Source organism: Erwinia sp. 1181_3, from assembly GCF_052824965.1.
Map to the genome: position 1 here is coordinate 436,285 of NZ_VTDE01000003.1, position 16,709 is coordinate 452,993.

The window sequence follows — 16,709 nt, forward strand, 5'->3', positions numbered from 1 at the left end:
ACTCCTGTAGCGCCAGTAAGGTAGGAATATTCTCAACACAGTCCAGTGCAGTATTTAGCGATAAGATAATACTTATAAAAACGATAATTAAATCATCGTTACTTAACAATGTTTTCTTAACAATATTGGCTTAGATAAAATCGCTCTGAATAATAGCGCAAATGGGCGCCAAAAAAAATCAGTAAAATTACTGATTTTTTTCGGGCCAATCATTCTGCAACAACTGAAACGTCAGGTTCGCCCCAGATAAGGCCCCGCCACCACTGATTCACGCACGATAAGCTGGCCGTTAAATGCCGGTAACGGCTCACCGGGCTGCCCATCGAGCATCAGTACCAACTTTTCCAGCGTATGCCGGATCATCTCTCCAACGGGGACATGAACCGTGGTGAGCGGTGGAACAAAAAACGATGCCATCGGAATATCATCGAAGCTCAGCAGAGACACATCCTGCGGAATGCGTTTTCCCGCGGCAGACAGCGCCCGGGCAGCACCGATGGCCATATCATCGTTACTCGCAACCAGCGCGGTAAACTCAGCGCCGCGCGCCAGCAGCTCCAGACCGGCTTCATAGCCGCTCTGGAGCGACCAGCTGCCCTGTGCCACCCGCTGCGGGTTAAAGGCGATATGGTGCGCCTGAAGCGCTTCACGGTAACCTTTCAAGCGGCTGATGCCCGTAGGCGAACCGTCGGATCCCGAAATAAAGGCAATATCACGGTGCCCCTGAGAAACCAGATAATTAACGGCGTCCAGGGTGTTCTGTTCATGGGCGGCAAAGACGCAGTGCTGAGGATGTTTTTCCAGCTGGCGGTTCACCACAATAATCGGCTTGCGGGTTTGCTCAATAATCTCATCCAGTTCGGCGGTATTGAGGAAACGGGGATAGATGATGATCGCATCGCAGCGCAGATCCAGCAGGAACTCAATGGCCTGGCGCTCCTGACGGGCATCATGCTTACCGTCGGCCAGTAACAGCTGGCGGCCATGCTGCTCGGTTAACGTTGCCGCCTGGAATAACAGCTCACTAAAATAAGGACCGTTATATAAGGTATTGGTGACCACCAGCCCGATATTTTGTGATTTATTGGTCGCCAGATTACGTGCCAGCAAATTAGGCCGATAGCCAGTTTCTTCAATCGCTTTAAATACCCGATCCTGCGTGGTTTTACTGACGTAACTATTTCCTGCCAGCACCCGTGAAACCGTGGCTTTTGAAACACCGGCTTTTTTTGCGACATCCAGCATGGTAATCATCATGGTTTCCTGAAAGCTAAGTTCTGCTTGTTATAATAACCTGTTTTATCGTGCGCCCATACCTAATATGATAACACAATGAAATTATTAGCTTTAGTGTCTTTTAGTGACGTTTTCATCTCACCTGTCAGTTGCCTCTTTCTACGGAAAAAAACCGTTTAAACCTGCCTGCAACGTTATTAGCGATATATCCATTACCCGCACAACTTTGCTGTTTCACCTGCTTTGTCTCTGACCGATGCGATCCCGCTCACAGAACAAATTATTGAATATGAAACCGGTTGCAGAAACAGGTCAGTTTCAGCTATCTATTAAAGAAACCTAGACCGGAGAACAACCATGAATAAAATCTTACTCTGTTGTGCCGCAGGTATGTCCACCAGCATGGTGGTGCAGCGTATGGAAAAAGCCGCTAAAGAAAAAAATATTGCCGTGGAGATTAATGCGGTTGGGCTGGACGAGTTTGTTGAGCAGATCGCCGATTACGACTGCTGCCTGCTCGGCCCGCAAATCAAATACAAGCTGGTGGATTTCAAGCCGCTGGCCGATGAACTCAACAAGCCGATCGCCGTGATCAACACCATGGATTACGGCATGATGAACGGCGAAAAAATCCTCGCAGACGCCCTCTTGATGATCCAGAACGGCGGGGCCGCCAAATGAGTCGCTTCAGCGAGTCCCTGTTCGGCGTGATCGAGAATCGCATCAGCCCGATCGCGGCCAGGCTCTCCAGCCAGCGCCACGTGGTGGCGATCAAAGATGGCTTTATCTCGTCGATGCCGTTCCTGATTGTGGGTTCGTTCATGCTGTTGTTCGCTCATCCACCGTTCGGTGCCGACAGCCAGTGGGCTTTTGCTCAGTGGTGGCTGGGCATGGTGGAGCGTCATTCAGCGCAAATCATGATGCCCTACAATATGACGATGGGCATTATGGCGGTCTATATCGCCGCCGCCATCTCCTATAACCTCGCCATCAGCTATAAGATGAACGGTTTTATGGCCGCCTGTCTGTCGCTAATGTCGTTTCTGCTGGTCGCCGCGCCGCAGGGCAATGGCGCACTTCCTGTGGGTTCGCTGGGGGGAGAAGGGATCTTTACGGCGATTATCGTCAGCCTCTACTCCACTGAGCTGATGCACTTCCTGCAAAAACACCATATCGGCTTTAAGCTGCCAGAGCAGGTTCCGCCGAAAATTCGCCAGTCGTTCGATCTGCTGATCCCGATCCTTGCCATCTTCCTGACACTGTTCCCCCTCAGTCTGCTGGTACAGGATCAGTTCGGTATGCTGCTGCCGCAGGCGATTATGGCGATCTTCAAACCCATTATCTCCGCGTCTGACTCACTGCCAGCGGTACTGATTGCCGTGCTGCTGTGCCATCTGTTGTGGTTTGCCGGTATCCACGGTGCGGTGATCGTCGGTGGGATTTTGCAGGCCTTCTGGCTGACCAACCTCGGCATTAACCAGCAGGAATTAAACGCAGGCCAGCCGATCACGCAAATCTTTATTGAGCCATTCTGGCAGTTCTTTATCGTGGTGGGCGGTTCCGGTTCCACCATGGGCCTGGTGTTCCTCTATCTGCGGAGCCGTTCGGCACACCTGCGCTCCATCGGCAAGCTGGGTCTGGTGCCGAGTATGTTCAATATCAATGAGCCGATTATCTTCGGTTCCCCGGTGGTGATGAACCCGCTGCTGTTTATCCCGTTTATTACCGCACCGCTGGTCAATGCCATTATTGCCTGGGTGGCCACGCGTACTGACCTGGTGAACCACGTGGTTTCGCTGGCCCCCTGGACCACACCCGGCCCGATTGGTGCCGCCTGGTCAACGGGCTGGGACTTCCGCGCCGTGATTCTGGTGGGCGTGCTGATTGTGGTATCAACGCTGATTTACTATCCCTTCTTCAAAATGTATGAGCGCGAGCTGTTGAAGCAGGAGAAGCCAACCCCGTCGGATACTGAACTGAAAGCCGTGGAGAACTGATCATGGATATGGAAACCACCGTAATGGAACTCATCATTCACGCCGGCGAAGCCCGCTCCTGCTCAATGCAGGCGCTGCGTGCAGCACGGACTTATGACTGGCAGGAAGCGGACGCACAGCTGACGGCCGCGACAGCCGCTGCCAGAGCCGCGCATAAGATCCAGACGGCGCTGATTGGTGCTGATGAAGGGGTCGGCAAGGTGCCGGTGAACCTGATTCTGGTCCATGCGCAGGATCACCTGATGAACGCCATGCTGTGCCGTGAGCTAGCGGAAGAGATCATCATCCTGCATCGTGAAGTGCAGGCGTTGAAACAGGCCAAATAATCTTGGGCGAGGCATGCCTCGCCCCTACACGTATTTCGCAGGGATCATGCATGCCTCACCCTGCACGTATTTCGCAGGGGTCATGCATGCCTCGCCCTGCACGTATTTCGCAGGGGTCATGCATGCCTCGCCCTGCACGTATTTCGTAGGGGTCAGGCATGCCTCGCCCTGCACGTATTTCGCAGGAGTCAGGCATGCCTCGCCCTGCACGTATTTCGTAGGGGTCAGGCATGCCTCGCCCTGCACGTATTTCGCAGGGGTCATGCATGCCTCGCCCTGCACGTATTTCGCAGGAGTCAGGCATGCCTCGCCCTGCACGTATTTCGTAGGGGTCAGGCATGCCTCACCCTGCACGTATTTCGCAGGGGTCATGCATGCCTCGCCCTGCACGTATTTCGCAGGGATCATGCATGCCTCGCCCTGCACGTATTTCGCAGGAGTCAGGCATGCCTCGCCCTGCACGTATTTCGTAGGGGTCAGGCATGCCTCGCCCTGCACGTATTTCGTAGGGGTCAGGCATGCCTCGCCCTGCACGTATTTCGTAGGGGTCAGGCATGCCTGACCCGTCAAAAACGCAAGGAGAACAGGATGCAATACCGCAAGCTATCGCCCTTCCCTGACGGTTTTTTATGGGGAGCTTCCACCTCGGCCTATCAGGTAGAGGGGGCGTCGAACCAGGACGGTAAAGGACCCTCGGTCATTGATAAAGCCCGTTTCGATCCGCGCCTGACAGACTTCACTGTGACCAGCGATCACTACCACCGCTTTGCCGAAGATGTGGCACTGTTCGCTGAACTGGGCCTGAAAACCTACCGTCTTTCTATTTCCTGGAGCCGCCTGTTCCCGCAGGGAACCGGTGAGATCAATGCCAAAGGCGTTGAGTTCTATCAGAAGCTGATCACCGCACTCACCGACAAAGGGATTGAGCCGCTGGTCACGCTGTACCATTTCGATCTGCCCTGGGCGTTACAGGAGAAAGGTGGCTGGTCCGATCCCGCCACCATCGCGGCGTTTGAGCACTTTGCCCGCACCTGCTTTGAGTTGTACGGCGATCGGGTGAAATACTGGCTGACCATAAACGAGCAGAACATGATGATCCTCAAAGGGGATGTCATTGGTACGCTGCCCGCCGGCACACCGGACCCGCACAAAACCCTGTATCAACAGAACCACCATATGATGCTGGCGCAGGCGCGGGCGATGATCGCCTGCCACGAGATGTTGCCTGCGGCAAAAATCGGCCCGGCACCGAATATCTCCTGCGTCTACCCGGCCAGTTCCAAGCCCGAAGACGTGCTGGCGGCGAATAACTTCACCTCTATTCGCAACTGGCTGTACCTCGACCTCGCCTGTTATGGCCGTTACAACACCATTGCCTGGCGCTTTATGCAGGAGAAAGGCTGGCTGCCAACGATTACCGATGCCGAGATGGCGTTGCTGAAGCAGGCGAAACCTGACTTTATCGCCTTCAACTATTATGCCTCCGCGACCGTTGCCGCCGAGTTGAGCGATGAAGGGGAAGGCAACCAGAAAGTTGACCAGCAGATGGCCGGTATCGATAAAAGCGTTTACGTTGGCACCAATAACCCGCATCTGAAGAAAAATCAGTTTAACTGGTATGTTGACCCGGTTGGCTTCCGCATCACTGCCCGCGAGATCTACGATCGTTACCAGCTGCCGCTGATTGTCACTGAGAATGGTCTTGGTGCCTTTGACGAGCTGGCCGCCGGGAATAAAGTGTATGACGATTACCGTATTGCTTACCTCAGTGACCATCTTGAGCAGCTCCAGTTAGCGATCAGCGATGGTGTCGACGTCTTCGGTTACTGCCCGTGGTCGGCTATCGATCTGGTCAGTACACATCAGGGGATCAGCAAGCGTTACGGCTTTATCTACGTCAACCGTGATGAGCACGATCTGAAGGATCTGGCCCGCTACCGCAAGAAAAGCTTCAGCTGGTATCAGCGCGTAATCCAGACCAACGGGGCGAAGTTAAACAAAGATATCGAGTATTAAATCCCGGCATCAATCGTTGGGGATTTGTAGGGGCGAGGCACGCCTCGCCCACATTATTAAGACGTTGTTAATCTCACCAGAAAGGATGGATTATGTCAGAGCAGCAATTACCAAAAGATTTTTTATGGGGCGGCGCGGTTGCGGCACACCAGGTTGAAGGCGGTTGGGACCAGGGCGGTAAAGGTCCAAGTATTGTCGATGTCTTATCCGGCGGCGCGCACGGTGTGGACCGCGTGATCACCGATGGCATTGACCCGGCGCATCACTATCCGAATCACCTGGCGGTGGATTTCTACCATCGCTACAAAGAAGATATCGCGCTGTTTGCCGAGATGGGCTTTAAATGCTTCCGTACCTCGATTGCCTGGACGCGCATTTTCCCGAAAGGCGACGAGCTGGAGCCAAACGAAGCGGGCTTACAGTTCTACGACGACCTGTTTGATGAACTGCTGAAATACAATATTGAACCGGTGATCACCCTCTCCCACTTCGAGATGCCAGAGCATCTGGTGAAAGAGTACGGCGGCTGGCTGAACCGTAAAGTGGTGGATTTCTTTGTGCGTTACAGCGAAGTGGTACTGAAGCGCTATCAGCACAAAGTGAAATACTGGATGACCTTTAATGAGATCAATAACCAGCGTAACTGGCGTTATCCGCTGTTCGGTTACTGTAACTCCGGGGTGATTTTTAACGACCACGAAAAACCCGAGCAGGCGATGTATCAGGTTCTGCATCACCAGTTTGTTGCCAGTGCGCAGGTGGTAAAACTGGGTCACGAGATCAACCCGAACTTGCAGATCGGCTGCATGCTGGCGATTGTGCCGCTCTACCCGTGGTCATGCCACCCGGATGATGTGATGTTCGCGCAGGAATCGATGCGTGAGCGCTATCTGTTCGGTGATGTGCACCTGCGCGGTTACTACCCATCGTACATTCTGAAAGAGTGGGAGCGTAAGGGTTACCAGATTGAGATGCAGCCGGGCGATGAGCAGGCGCTGCGTGATGGCTGTGCTGACTATCTGGGCTTCAGTTACTACATGAGTAATGCGGTGCAGTTCTCTGCGAAGGACAGCGACGACGGTCGTCATATTGAAGGTTTCCCGGGCAGCCGTCCGAACCCGCATGTAAAAGCCTCCGATTGGGGCTGGCAGATTGACCCGGTCGGCCTGCGCTACACGCTGAACGCCTTCTGGGAACGCTATCAGAAGCCGATGTTTATCGTTGAGAACGGCTTTGGTGCCTACGATACCGTTGAAGCCGATGGTCAGATCAACGATGACTACCGTATTGCTTATTTGCAGGCACATATTGAGCAGATGAAAATTGCGGTACTGGAAGATGGCGTTGATCTGATGGGTTACACCCCATGGGGCTGCCTCGACTGCGTGTCATTCACCACCGGCCAGTACAACAAACGTTATGGCTTTATCCATGTGGATAAAAACGATGACGGTACCGGCACCATGGCACGTTCGAAGAAGAAAAGCTTCGACTGGTATAAGCAGGTGATCGCCAGCAACGGTGCGGATCTGTAACGTGTTGCGGTGATGTGGTGTCACAGGACCACAAAGGGCAGAACGCCGGGACGCCGTAAATCCATCCCTGGAGGCTCCAGCCGCCGCATCCATGCGGCGGAGGCCCGGCTAACCTGTCCCTTTGTGGTCCCTGTCTGACAACATCGTCGCTGTTGAAAAAAGTCACAGCAACACCGTGCTAAATGGCAATCGGGGCTATCCGGGTTAGCGGACCGTTGAGCGCAGGGATGCGCGAACACGAGCCCCCAGGGATGGGTTTACGGCGTGTCCGCGTTTCGGATAGCCCTGATAGGCCGAATGACGGTTTATCAGCGATAAATCAGCCCTTCTTCCCCCCCGATTTACCAATCGACCGATGCAGATCCTGAATGCGCTTCATCGACTTCATGGTTTTCTGCGGGGCAGTAGACGCCAGCGACATGACCAGCATCTCCAGGCATAGCAGGACGGAACCGTGCAGAGGGACTTTGCCGTTTTCCCCACCGCGCGGCACGGTGATCACCGTATGCGCTTCCCGGCTAAAACGGGAGTCCGGCGCATTGGTCAGTAAGATGGCAGGGATCCCCAGCCGTCGCGCTTCGGCCAGCGTGGTGAGCCCTTCGCGATGCGCCGATTTCTGCCCCATCATGATCAGTACATCGCCGCGTTGGAGATCTAACAACTGTTCAGCCAGCAAAATTCCGGTGCGATTCAGCGCATACGCAGGCGTACCGATACGCGTTAATAATCGCGCCGTGTAGTCAGCCAGAATTCCGGAAGCCCCAATCCCAAAAATCGCCACCTGTCGCGCCTCGGCCAGCAGAGCGACGGCTTGTGCCATCGCCCGACGATTCTGCGGTTCACTTAGCGCTTCACAAGCACGCTGATGCCCTTCCACCACAAAATCAATGCTGGCATTAATATCGCAGGACAGCGCGCTGACCGTGGTATTCATCTTCTCCGCTGAGTTGATCCCTGGCCCCAGGAAACGCTCGATAGTCAGCTTTAAATCACGTAACCCGGCGAAACCCAGCGCCTGCATGGCCCGGATTACCGTCGCATCTGAACTCTGCGTCGCAGCGGCGATCTCCATCGCCGTATTCTCCAGCACCACATGACGGTGCTCGTTGATATAGCTGGCCACCGCATATAACCGTGGGGAGAGTTGATGCGCACGTGCGCGAAAACGCTCGCCGTACAGATCCACACGCCTGCGCCCGGTAGACAAACTCATGGCTGCCCCGCTTTTTCCGGCAGCGTGCGCCCGGAAAGATGCGATTGCACCTGTGCCACCAGCAGCCCCAGCGAGGCATAAGAGTTCGAGATCACTTCGTCGCGTGACAATAAAATGTAATGCCCTTCGCGACAGGCGCGTAAGAAATCACAGAATCCCGGCATGACCCGATTCATATCGGCGATCTCATCAGCAGGTTTACCTCCGGTATCAGCCCGCCAGGTATCAAAAATATAATCTGCATCCAATTCAGGGAGTCTTTCTGCGCTGACATCGACTCTTCCTCCCTCAGGGATCGCGTCCACCAACGGAGGAAAACGAAAACCGGCATCGCGAAGCACCCGCCCAAGCGAATGGTAGCTGTGATGCACGGTTAGCTTGCCATTGTTGGCCTGTAATACCGATACGGTAATGTGCTGCGTATCCACCACGTGTTTAAGCTGTTTGATCTGCTCCTGGTAGCGGCGTTCCAGAATCGCGAGCTGTGCCTGGCTGCCCGTCAGTTGCGCCAGCTTGCTGTAGATACGCGGAGCGCCCCCTTTAAGGTGGTCAATACTGACCGTCGGGGCAATTTTCTCCAGCTGTTCAACCGCCACATTACGGGCAGGCTCGGTGATGATCAGATCCGGTTTGGCCGCAGCAATCGCTTCAATATCCATATCGGCAGTGCCAATAAACTGAATGGACGAGTTATCGAAATCCACCCCGGTGAGCAGACCGCTTGAACGCAAAAAATGGCTGCCGTCCGGGCGCGTGCGTCCGTGGCTGGCCACAGGCGGTACACCCAGTTCAATCAGGGGAATGGTGATATCCAGATCATGTAGCGAGACGATACGTTTCGGATGCAGCGGCACTACCACCGTGCGACCCAGATCGTCGGTAAACGACTGCGTGGGCACCGCAGCAGCAGCGGTAGCCCCGATTAGCAGCAGCAGAGAAAAGAGAAAACGCATAGCAGTTCCTTTAGTAGGGGCGAGGCACGCCTCGTCCGGATTACAGCGCATCACGACGGCGCCAGAGCAACAGCAGGAAAAACGGCCCGCCCACCAGGGCAATAACAATGCCCGCCGGAATTTGCAACGGGGCAAAGGCCAGCCGCCCGATGGTGTCCGTGACCAGCACCAGCAACGCCCCAATCAGCGCGCTGCCGCTGAGCAGCGCAACCTGCCCGCCGCGCAGCAGAAAACGTGCCATATGCGGGGCGATCAGCCCGACAAACCCCAAGCTGCCCACGCACGAGACGCTGGCCGCCGTCAGCAGGACTGGCGCGGCAAAGCGGATCAACGCCAGATGCTGTAGCCGCACGCCCAGACCGCTGGCCGCCTGATTACCGAGCAGCGCCACATCAGAGGCACGGGCAGTAAGAAACAGGATCAGCGCGCCCGGCAGCGCCCAGCAGGCGGCAACGGCCAGCAGTGACCAGGTCGCGGCATGCAGGCTGCCCGCCATCCACACCAGCGCCGTCTGCACATCGCGCACGTCGGCGGTGGTCATAAATACCCCTATCCCAGCCGAGAATGCCCAGGAAACGCCGATGCCGATCAGAATAAAACGGGGACGCGAGAAATCCCGCGCCAGTGCCACCACCAGCAATGCCACCAGCAGCCCGCCCGCCATCCCCGCCAGCGGCCGCCACAGCAGACCGAGCGATGGGAACAACAGGATCAGCGTCAACACCACCGCGCTGGTGCCTTCTTTCACCCCGATCAACCCCGGATCGGCCAGCCCGTTACGGGTAATTGATTGCATCGCAGCGCCCGCCATCCCCAGCATCGCTCCACTCAGGGCGGCCATCAGCAGGCGCGGCAGACGAATATCCCAGACAATGTAGTCCTGCTGTGACGGCAACGGTTGCGGGTAGAACAGTGCCCGGCCAATGGCCGATGCAGGGACGGGCAGCGATCCCTGGGTAACGCCAAAAATCACCAGCGCCAGCGCCAGCAACGCCAACAGCGCAGCGCAGGCCAGTGCACGCGGGCGCAGCAGCAGGCTAAAGGCACCCCACTGCCAGCGCCGATAGCCCACCCGTTGAAGCGACATTTTCATTTAAAAAATCTCGACGCGATAAAGATAAATACCGGCGCACCGACCAGCGCCGTCATCACGCCCGTCGCCAGTTCCTGAGGGGCAATCAGCGTGCGGGCGGCAATATCCGCCAGCAGCAACAACAGTGCGCCGCACAAGGCCGACAGCGGGATTGCCAGGCGAATATCATCGGTGATCAGTCGCCGCACGATATGCGGCACCACCAGACCAATAAAGCCAATGGGTCCTGCCACCGACACCGCCGCACCGCACAGCAGCGCGGTGGCGATCAGCCCCAGTAGCCGGGTACGGGCAATATTCACCCCCAGCCCGCTGGCAATCACATCGCCCAGTGCCAGCACATTCAGACGCGGGGCAATCCACAGTGCCAGAACCATCCCTACCGCACCCGGCAGCGCAGCAGCGCGCGTCACCGCCCAGCTTAGCCCGGCAAGATCGCCCGCCAGCCAGGTGCGTATTTCCATCAGCGTTTGTTCATCGAGGATCAGGATAGCCGCCGTGACTGACGAGGCAAAAGAGGAGACCGCCACGCCACAGAGGGTCACCTTCAGTGGCGTCAGACCGGTACGCCCGGCGGATGCCAGCAGCATCACCAGCGCAAACAACGCGGCAGCGCCCCCAGCCGCAATCAGCGGGCGACCCAACAGCAGCCCGCCCCACTGACTGCCCAGCGCGGACGCAATGACGACTGCCAGTGCCGCCCCGGCATTCAGCCCGAGGATATGGGGTTCGCCCAGCGGGTTGCGGATCACCGCCTGGAGCAGCATTCCGGCCACGCCCAGCACCGCACCGGTCATCAGTGCAGCAACCAGTCGCAGCAACCGCAGATCCACGATCACCTTATGGTCAAAGTTACGTGGGTTAAATTCCAGCAGCGCCTGTAATATCGTACCGGGGCCGATATAACGCGCCCCCAGACCGAGGTGGATCAGCGCGCAGCCCAGCAGGGCCACCAGCAGGATGATCAGTGCCACGCCCGAACGGGCGCGACGACGGCGTACCACCGCAGCAAAATCACTCATCCGGTGCGGTCACCGGGCGCCCGGAACGGCATAAAGAAGGGTTTTCCGGTCAGCGGGTTTACCGACATCTGAACGTCGACATCAAACACCGTTTTGATCAACGCGGGTGTACAGTGCTCTCCTTCGCGGATCACACCCTCCAGGCGCCCCTGTCGCAGGAATACCACTGTATCGGCATAGTTCACGGCAAAGTTCAGGTCGTGCAGCACGACGACAACGGTACGGCCATGCAGTCGCGTCAGATCATGCAGCAGTTCGAGAATATCGACCTGATAACGCAAATCGAGGAACGTGGTGGGTTCGTCCAGCAGGATAGTGGCGGTTTGCTGTGCCAGCGCCATCGCAATCCAGCAGCGCTGGCGCTGGCCGCCGGACAGACTGTCGACAGGCAGATGGGCAAACTCCAGCGTGCCGGTCATCCGCAGGGCATCGTGCACCGCTTCTTCATCTTCCGTTGACCACTGACGCATAAAGTTTTGCCAGGGATAGCGCCCGCGTGACACCAGTTCAAATACGGTTAATCCATCCGGTAACAGCGGCGATTGCGGCAACATGCCCAGCTGGCGTGCCACCGCTTTGGTGGGCTGATCGTGGATGATTTTACCGTCGAGCCGCACGCAGCCGTCGAGAGGCGCCAGCATACGGGCAATGGTGGTCAGCAATGTGGATTTACCGGAACCGTTCGCGCCGACCAGTACGGTCATTTTGCCGTGTTCGATGGTCAGGCTGACACCGTCAACAATGATTTTTTTGCCATAACCGGCAGAGAGTTTGTCGAGGACAATACCCTGTTCTGCGGACGCCGGGAGTGCGCCTGCTGTCTTTTCCACCCGCTGTGGCATCTACCGCTCCTGCACCGCAACGGCGTGGCAACCGGGCCAGCGCGCGCGTACGCCTTAAATAAAAATAAATCTCATTCGTTTTCTCGATCATGCGTAGAATGCCTGTAGTAGTCAAGAAATAATAGACAGCTTACTGACAGAGCGATACCCGGTTATAAAAGCCATAAAAAGATGCTGGATATGAAATTATTTAACCTATTTATCAAAATATTAAAAAATAATACCCGCAATGCGAATGTGATAATTCAGCGGTAATCAGCCTGTCTGTTTTTTTGATGTTTTTTACATTTACTACTACATAACGGCGTGTTTGAATGATTCTCAATTACATATCCGAGCCATGAACACCGGGTTTAACGGATAGGACTGCGCGTGACGCAACCCATCGGGCAATGAAGACAACACACCTTTTCTCATTCAACAGGGAATGAGAAAGCTTGCGGAAAATACAATAAATGACTGAATTATCACCTTCTTTTCTGGGGAAAAAAGGGCGCGTACTGTTTTCAATGCTCTTTATCGGGGTGCTGACAACGCCGGTAGCGATGGCAGCAGTCACGCCAGCCAGCAACGTGAACAAAAGCGATGCCGACAGCAGCAATGATAGCGGCACGCTGACGGTCGAAGCGAAAGTATCCGATGCAGACCAGCCAATGACCTCCGGCTATCAGCCGCTGAACTCTTCCACCGCCACGCTGACCAATACCCCGCTGCTGGATATTCCGCAGGTGGTGAACACCGTCAGCGACCGGGTGATTGAGGATCAGCACGCTACCACGCTGGATGAAGTGCTGAACAACGTCAGTAACGTGGTTCAGACCAACACCCTCGGCGGCACTCAGGACGCGTTTGTACGCCGTGGTTTTGGTAGCAACCGTGATGGTTCGGTGATGACCAACGGCCTGAAAACCGTGCTGCCGCGCAGCTTTAACGCTGCGACCGATCGCGTTGAAGTGCTGAAAGGCCCGGCATCAACGCTGTACGGTATTCTCGATCCCGGCGGCCTGATCAATGTGATAACTAAACGCCCGGAAAAAACCTTCGGTGGCTCGATTCAGGCCACCTCCACCAGCTTTGGCGGCGGCACCGGCAGCGTAGATGTTACCGGCCCGATTGAAGGCACCAATCTTGCTTACCGCCTGATCGGTTCTTATCAGCATGAAGATTACTGGCGTAATTTCGGCAAAGAACGCAGCAGCTTTATTGCCCCGTCTCTGACCTGGTTTGGCGATGATGCCACAGTGACCGTTGCTTACTCACACCGTAACTACAGCACCCCGTTCGACCGCGGCACCATTTTCGATTTGGATACCGGCCATGCGGTGGATGTGAATCGCGAAACCCGTTTCGATGAAGCCTATAACATTACCGACGGTGAGTCGGATCTGGCCCAGTTGAATACCGAGTACCGCATCAATAATCAGTGGACGGCGAAGTTCGATTACAGCTTCAGCCAGGACAAATACAGCGATAATCAGGCGCGCGTGATGGCCTATGATTCCGCCACCGGCAACCTGACGCGTCGTGTCGATGCCACCCAGGGATCGACCCAGCGCCAGCACTCCGCACGTTTCGATCTCCAGGGCGACGTGGTCATCGGCGGTTTCTATAATGAGATCCTGACCGGGCTGTCGTATGAGAACTACGATCTGCTGCGCACCGATATGATCCGCTGTAAGAACGTGAAAGATTTCAATATTTACACCCCGTCCTACGGCACTACCGGGAAATGCACCACGGTATCGGCCGCCGACAGCGACCAGCGCATCCAGCAGGTCAGTTACTCCGGCTACGTGCAGGACTCGCTCTACCTGACCGATAAGTGGATTGCGGTCAGCGCCATGCGCTACACCACCTTTACCGAATATGCCGGTAAAGGCCGCCCGTTCAACGTCAATACTGACAGCCGCGACAGCGCGTGGGTGCCGAAATTTGGTCTGGTGTATAAAGCCACACCGAATATCTCGTTCTTCGGTAACGTTTCGCGTTCGTTTATGCCGCAGTATTCGATTGCCAGCTACATCGGTGAGCTGCCGCCGGAAACCGCGACCGCCTATGAAGTGGGTGCCAAGTTTGACCTGTTCAGCGGTGTGACCGCTAACGTGACAATGTTCAATATCGATAAGAGCCACGTGCTGTATACCGATACGGTTAACGGCGAGAGCGTGGCGAAAACCGCCGGGAAAGTGCGTTCGCGTGGGGTAGAAGTGGATGTGGCGGGTGCGCTGACGCAGAACGTCAACGTCATTGCCAGCTACGGTTATACCGATGCCAAGGTGATGGAAGACCCGGATTATCAGGGCAAGATGTTGCCTAACGTGCCGCGTCACACCGGTTCACTGTTCCTGACCTATGACTTCCACAACGTGATTGGCGGCAATACGCTGACCGTTGGCGGCGGCGGTCATGCGGTGAGCCGTCGTTCCGGTGACAATGGCGAGGATTACTCGTTACAGGGCTACGCGGTAGCGGATGCATTCGCGTCTTATAAGATCAAAACGCAGAACCCGGTGACCTTGCAGGTAAACGTGAAGAACCTGTTCGATAAGACGTACTATACCTCGTCGATCGCCACCAACAATCTGTCCAACCAGATTGGCGATCCGCGTGAAGTGCAGTTCACCGTGAAGATGGATTTCTGATAGTCAAATTTGGGTCAGTTGAAATACGGGTCAGGCATGCCTGACCCCTACGAAAATCGGGACCACAATGCCCCGCGCGGCAAAACCGCACCACAACCGTAGCGACCGGGCATGCCCGGTCCTTTTATGGTCCGTGTTCAAAAACCGTAGCGGATCGCATCCTTACTCTGCTGCATCAACCCGTCGATTTTCTCTGAGTAAAGCTCCACGCCCTTGCCGTCACCCGCCAGTGAACAGGCGCGACGCTTCGCATTCCAGGCCTTCATCAGCTGGGCCTGGGCAAAACCCGGTTTCCCGTAGCGGGCCATGCTCTGCTCCCAGCACTGGATGGCACTGTCGCTGTCCTGCTGCGCCATAAACTGCTTACCCAGCTCATTCAGCGCGTCAGCACAGGCTTTAGCCGGCAGTTCCTGCTGTAAGATCTTCTCAATTGCGTCCATAAAACCTCCTGATTCATTAATGGAAGAAGTTAAGGATATGGCCGAATACCAGTCCGACGCCGATCACATCCGAGTCGCTAAAGGTCACGTTCTGGAAGCCATACTGGCCGAGCAGCGGCAGTAACAGCGCGGGCAGCAGCGTGATAAACAGCCCATGGAACACGCCACCAATCACCGCACCGCGCCGTCCACCCACGGCGTTAGCAAAGATCCCGGCGGTGCCCCCGGCAAAGAAGTTGGTCAGCATTCCCGGCAGGATCATCGCCAGCCCAACCCACGGGAACAGGAACATGCCGATCACCGCACCAATGGTGGTCGAGATAAAACCGATGATCACCGCGTTAGGCGCATAAGGGAACAGCACCGGGCAGTCGAGTGCCGGAACCGCATCCGGCACGATGCGCAGCGCAATACCGCGAAACGCCGGAACAATTTCTGCCAGCAGCAGGCGTACACCCGCCAGCAGCACATACACACCGACAACAAACTGGATAGATTGCAGGAAGGCATAGACCAGATAGTTCACACCATTAGAGGAGGCGGCCACCACTTCCGGGCCTGCAGCAATCGCCGGAATCAAGTAGATCGGGATCATCACCACCATCATCGACAGATAGGTGTCTTGCAGGAAGGACAGCGCCTGCGGCAGCTCCACATCTTCAGTGCTTTTGCTGACATCGCCGGTCACTTTTGCCACACCCGCCTGCACCATATAGCCGATAGTACAGAAGTGGCCGAGGGCAATATCATCACCGCCGGTGATCTTACGCACAATCGGCTGGGCAATCGCGGGCATCAATACCGCCATCACCCCGGCAATGCCCCCGCCAAGCAGGATCAGCTCCACGCCGCGCAGCCCGCCCATATAACCAATCACCGAGCAGACGGTCGCCATCCACAGCGATGCCTGCCCGGTGAGGAAGATATATTTGTAGCGCGTCAGACGGGCGATCAGAATATTGACGACAAAGGCGACCACCATAATCAGGGCTGTTTCACGCCCGAGGGTTTGCTGGGCGATACCGGCGATGGAACCCACATCGGTCACCACACCGCGCATATTAAAGCCTTTCTGGAAGATATCGCCGAGGAAGGTTAATGTGGCAACAATAATACTGGCACCCGACAGCAGCACTAAGAAACCCAGTAACGTTTTTAATGTTCCGGTGATCACCTGGCCCGGGCTTTTTCGCAAAGCAATCAGGCCAATCATGGCAATTAAAGAGATCAGGATAGACGCCTGCCCCAGAACATCATGGACAATAAAGGTAAGGAAAGACATAGAACTCCCCTGTTTACTTTCACATATACCCTTCATACTTCAAACTACAGATGTGTTGGCTCGAATTATTTTGGGTAGATATTATTTATGATTTAAGGTGCCGAAGGCGACG

15 protein-coding genes are annotated in these 16,709 nt (G+C 55.7%); 6 read left to right on the forward strand and 9 right to left on the reverse strand.

Annotation, left to right across the window (positions count from 1 at the left end; genetic code table 11):
• Window positions 1–231 precede the first annotated feature (231 nt).
• Complete coding sequence (locus FY046_RS10475) at window positions 232–1,257, reverse strand: LacI family DNA-binding transcriptional regulator (RefSeq protein WP_159337380.1); 1,026 nt, start codon at window positions 1,255–1,257, stop codon at window positions 232–234.
• 336 nt (window positions 1,258–1,593) lie between these two features.
• Here FY046_RS10475 and FY046_RS10480 point away from each other — a divergent pair, with 336 nt between their 5' ends.
• Genes FY046_RS10480 through FY046_RS10490 form a run of 3 tightly spaced genes read left to right on the forward strand, consistent with a single transcriptional unit; the run spans window position 1,594 to window position 3,559 of the window.
• Window positions 1,594–1,917, forward strand: a complete 324-nt coding sequence (locus FY046_RS10480; RefSeq protein WP_133843682.1) for a PTS sugar transporter subunit IIB — start codon at window positions 1,594–1,596, stop codon at window positions 1,915–1,917.
• Window positions 1,914–3,233, forward strand: coding sequence for a PTS sugar transporter subunit IIC (locus FY046_RS10485; protein WP_133843683.1), 1,320 nt, complete (start codon window positions 1,914–1,916; stop codon window positions 3,231–3,233). Before FY046_RS10480 ends, FY046_RS10485 begins: the two co-directional genes overlap by 4 nt.
• 2 nt (window positions 3,234–3,235) lie before the next feature.
• On the forward strand, window positions 3,236–3,559 hold the full coding sequence (locus FY046_RS10490; protein ID WP_133843684.1) for a PTS lactose/cellobiose transporter subunit IIA: 324 nt from the start codon (window positions 3,236–3,238) through the stop codon (window positions 3,557–3,559).
• A gap of 24 nt (window positions 3,560–3,583) precedes the next feature.
• Here the strand turns inward: FY046_RS10490 and FY046_RS10495 are convergent, their stop codons facing one another.
• Window positions 3,584–4,093: a hypothetical protein gene (locus FY046_RS10495; RefSeq protein WP_446186025.1), complete on the reverse strand. Its 510-nt coding sequence runs from the start codon at window positions 4,091–4,093 to the stop codon at window positions 3,584–3,586.
• A 54-nt stretch (window positions 4,094–4,147) separates the two neighbouring features.
• Here FY046_RS10495 and FY046_RS10500 point away from each other — a divergent pair, with 54 nt between their 5' ends.
• Both FY046_RS10500 and FY046_RS10505 read left to right on the forward strand, forming a co-directional pair.
• Window positions 4,148–5,575 (forward strand): glycoside hydrolase family 1 protein, encoded by a 1,428-nt coding sequence (locus tag FY046_RS10500; RefSeq protein ID WP_167863880.1) that lies wholly within the window; start codon window positions 4,148–4,150, stop codon window positions 5,573–5,575.
• A 92-nt stretch (window positions 5,576–5,667) separates the two neighbouring features.
• Window positions 5,668–7,110 (forward strand): 6-phospho-beta-glucosidase, encoded by a 1,443-nt coding sequence (locus FY046_RS10505; protein ID WP_133843686.1) that lies wholly within the window; start codon window positions 5,668–5,670, stop codon window positions 7,108–7,110.
• Between the two features lie 319 nt (window positions 7,111–7,429).
• Here FY046_RS10505 and FY046_RS10510 read toward each other — a convergent pair whose 3' ends face one another.
• Genes FY046_RS10510 through FY046_RS10530 form a run of 5 tightly spaced genes read right to left on the reverse strand, consistent with a single transcriptional unit; the run spans window position 7,430 to window position 12,233 of the window.
• Window positions 7,430–8,323, reverse strand: a complete 894-nt coding sequence (locus tag FY046_RS10510; RefSeq protein WP_133843687.1) for a MurR/RpiR family transcriptional regulator — start codon at window positions 8,321–8,323, stop codon at window positions 7,430–7,432.
• Window positions 8,320–9,276 carry an ABC transporter substrate-binding protein gene (locus tag FY046_RS10515; RefSeq protein WP_159337379.1) on the reverse strand — a complete coding sequence of 319 codons (957 nt, stop codon included), beginning with the start codon at window positions 9,274–9,276 and terminating at the stop codon, window positions 8,320–8,322. The genes FY046_RS10510 and FY046_RS10515 overlap by 4 nt, the downstream gene beginning before the upstream one ends.
• A 40-nt stretch (window positions 9,277–9,316) precedes the next feature.
• A complete protein-coding gene (locus tag FY046_RS10520; protein ID WP_167863882.1) occupies window positions 9,317–10,369 on the reverse strand; it encodes a FecCD family ABC transporter permease in 1,053 nt (350 codons plus the stop codon).
• Window positions 10,366–11,391, reverse strand: a complete 1,026-nt coding sequence (locus tag FY046_RS10525) for a FecCD family ABC transporter permease (RefSeq protein ID WP_446186026.1) — start codon at window positions 11,389–11,391, stop codon at window positions 10,366–10,368. Before FY046_RS10525 ends, FY046_RS10520 begins: the two co-directional genes overlap by 4 nt.
• Entirely contained in the window at window positions 11,388–12,233 is an 846-nt protein-coding gene (locus FY046_RS10530; protein WP_133843694.1) for an ABC transporter ATP-binding protein, read from the reverse strand. Before FY046_RS10530 ends, FY046_RS10525 begins: the two co-directional genes overlap by 4 nt.
• Before the next feature lie 455 nt (window positions 12,234–12,688).
• Between FY046_RS10530 and FY046_RS10535 the strand changes: the two genes are divergently transcribed.
• Window positions 12,689–14,875, forward strand: coding sequence for a TonB-dependent siderophore receptor (locus tag FY046_RS10535; protein ID WP_133843696.1), 2,187 nt, complete (start codon window positions 12,689–12,691; stop codon window positions 14,873–14,875).
• A 137-nt stretch (window positions 14,876–15,012) separates the two neighbouring features.
• Here FY046_RS10535 and FY046_RS10540 read toward each other — a convergent pair whose 3' ends face one another.
• Complete coding sequence (locus FY046_RS10540; RefSeq protein WP_133843698.1) at window positions 15,013–15,315, reverse strand: hypothetical protein; 303 nt, start codon at window positions 15,313–15,315, stop codon at window positions 15,013–15,015.
• Between the two features lie 16 nt (window positions 15,316–15,331).
• Complete coding sequence (locus tag FY046_RS10545) at window positions 15,332–16,633, reverse strand: PTS sugar transporter subunit IIC (RefSeq protein WP_340139005.1); 1,302 nt, start codon at window positions 16,631–16,633, stop codon at window positions 15,332–15,334.
• Window positions 16,634–16,709: the final 76 nt, after the last annotated feature.

Bases quoted from the DNA above. Each gene is read 5' to 3' on its own strand.
- FY046_RS10475 (WP_159337380.1), bottom strand. From the start codon at position 1,257: ATGATGATTACCATGCTGGATGTCGCAAAAAAAGCCGGTGTTTCAAAA.
- FY046_RS10480 (WP_133843682.1), top strand. From the start codon at position 1,594: ATGAATAAAATCTTACTCTGTTGTGCCGCAGGTATGTCCACCAGCATG.
- FY046_RS10485 (WP_133843683.1), top strand. From the start codon at position 1,914: ATGAGTCGCTTCAGCGAGTCCCTGTTCGGCGTGATCGAGAATCGCATC.
- FY046_RS10490 (WP_133843684.1), top strand. From the start codon at position 3,236: ATGGATATGGAAACCACCGTAATGGAACTCATCATTCACGCCGGCGAA.
- FY046_RS10500 (WP_167863880.1), top strand. From the start codon at position 4,148: ATGCAATACCGCAAGCTATCGCCCTTCCCTGACGGTTTTTTATGGGGA.
- FY046_RS10505 (WP_133843686.1), top strand. From the start codon at position 5,668: ATGTCAGAGCAGCAATTACCAAAAGATTTTTTATGGGGCGGCGCGGTT.
- FY046_RS10510 (WP_133843687.1), bottom strand. From the start codon at position 8,323: ATGAGTTTGTCTACCGGGCGCAGGCGTGTGGATCTGTACGGCGAGCGT.
- FY046_RS10515 (WP_159337379.1), bottom strand. From the start codon at position 9,276: ATGCGTTTTCTCTTTTCTCTGCTGCTGCTAATCGGGGCTACCGCTGCT.
- FY046_RS10520 (WP_167863882.1), bottom strand. From the start codon at position 10,369: ATGAAAATGTCGCTTCAACGGGTGGGCTATCGGCGCTGGCAGTGGGGT.
- FY046_RS10525 (WP_446186026.1), bottom strand. From the start codon at position 11,391: ATGAGTGATTTTGCTGCGGTGGTACGCCGTCGTCGCGCCCGTTCGGGC.
- FY046_RS10530 (WP_133843694.1), bottom strand. From the start codon at position 12,233: ATGCCACAGCGGGTGGAAAAGACAGCAGGCGCACTCCCGGCGTCCGCA.
- FY046_RS10535 (WP_133843696.1), top strand. From the start codon at position 12,689: ATGACTGAATTATCACCTTCTTTTCTGGGGAAAAAAGGGCGCGTACTG.
- FY046_RS10540 (WP_133843698.1), bottom strand. From the start codon at position 15,315: ATGGACGCAATTGAGAAGATCTTACAGCAGGAACTGCCGGCTAAAGCC.
- FY046_RS10545 (WP_340139005.1), bottom strand. From the start codon at position 16,633: ATGAAGGGTATATGTGAAAGTAAACAGGGGAGTTCTATGTCTTTCCTT.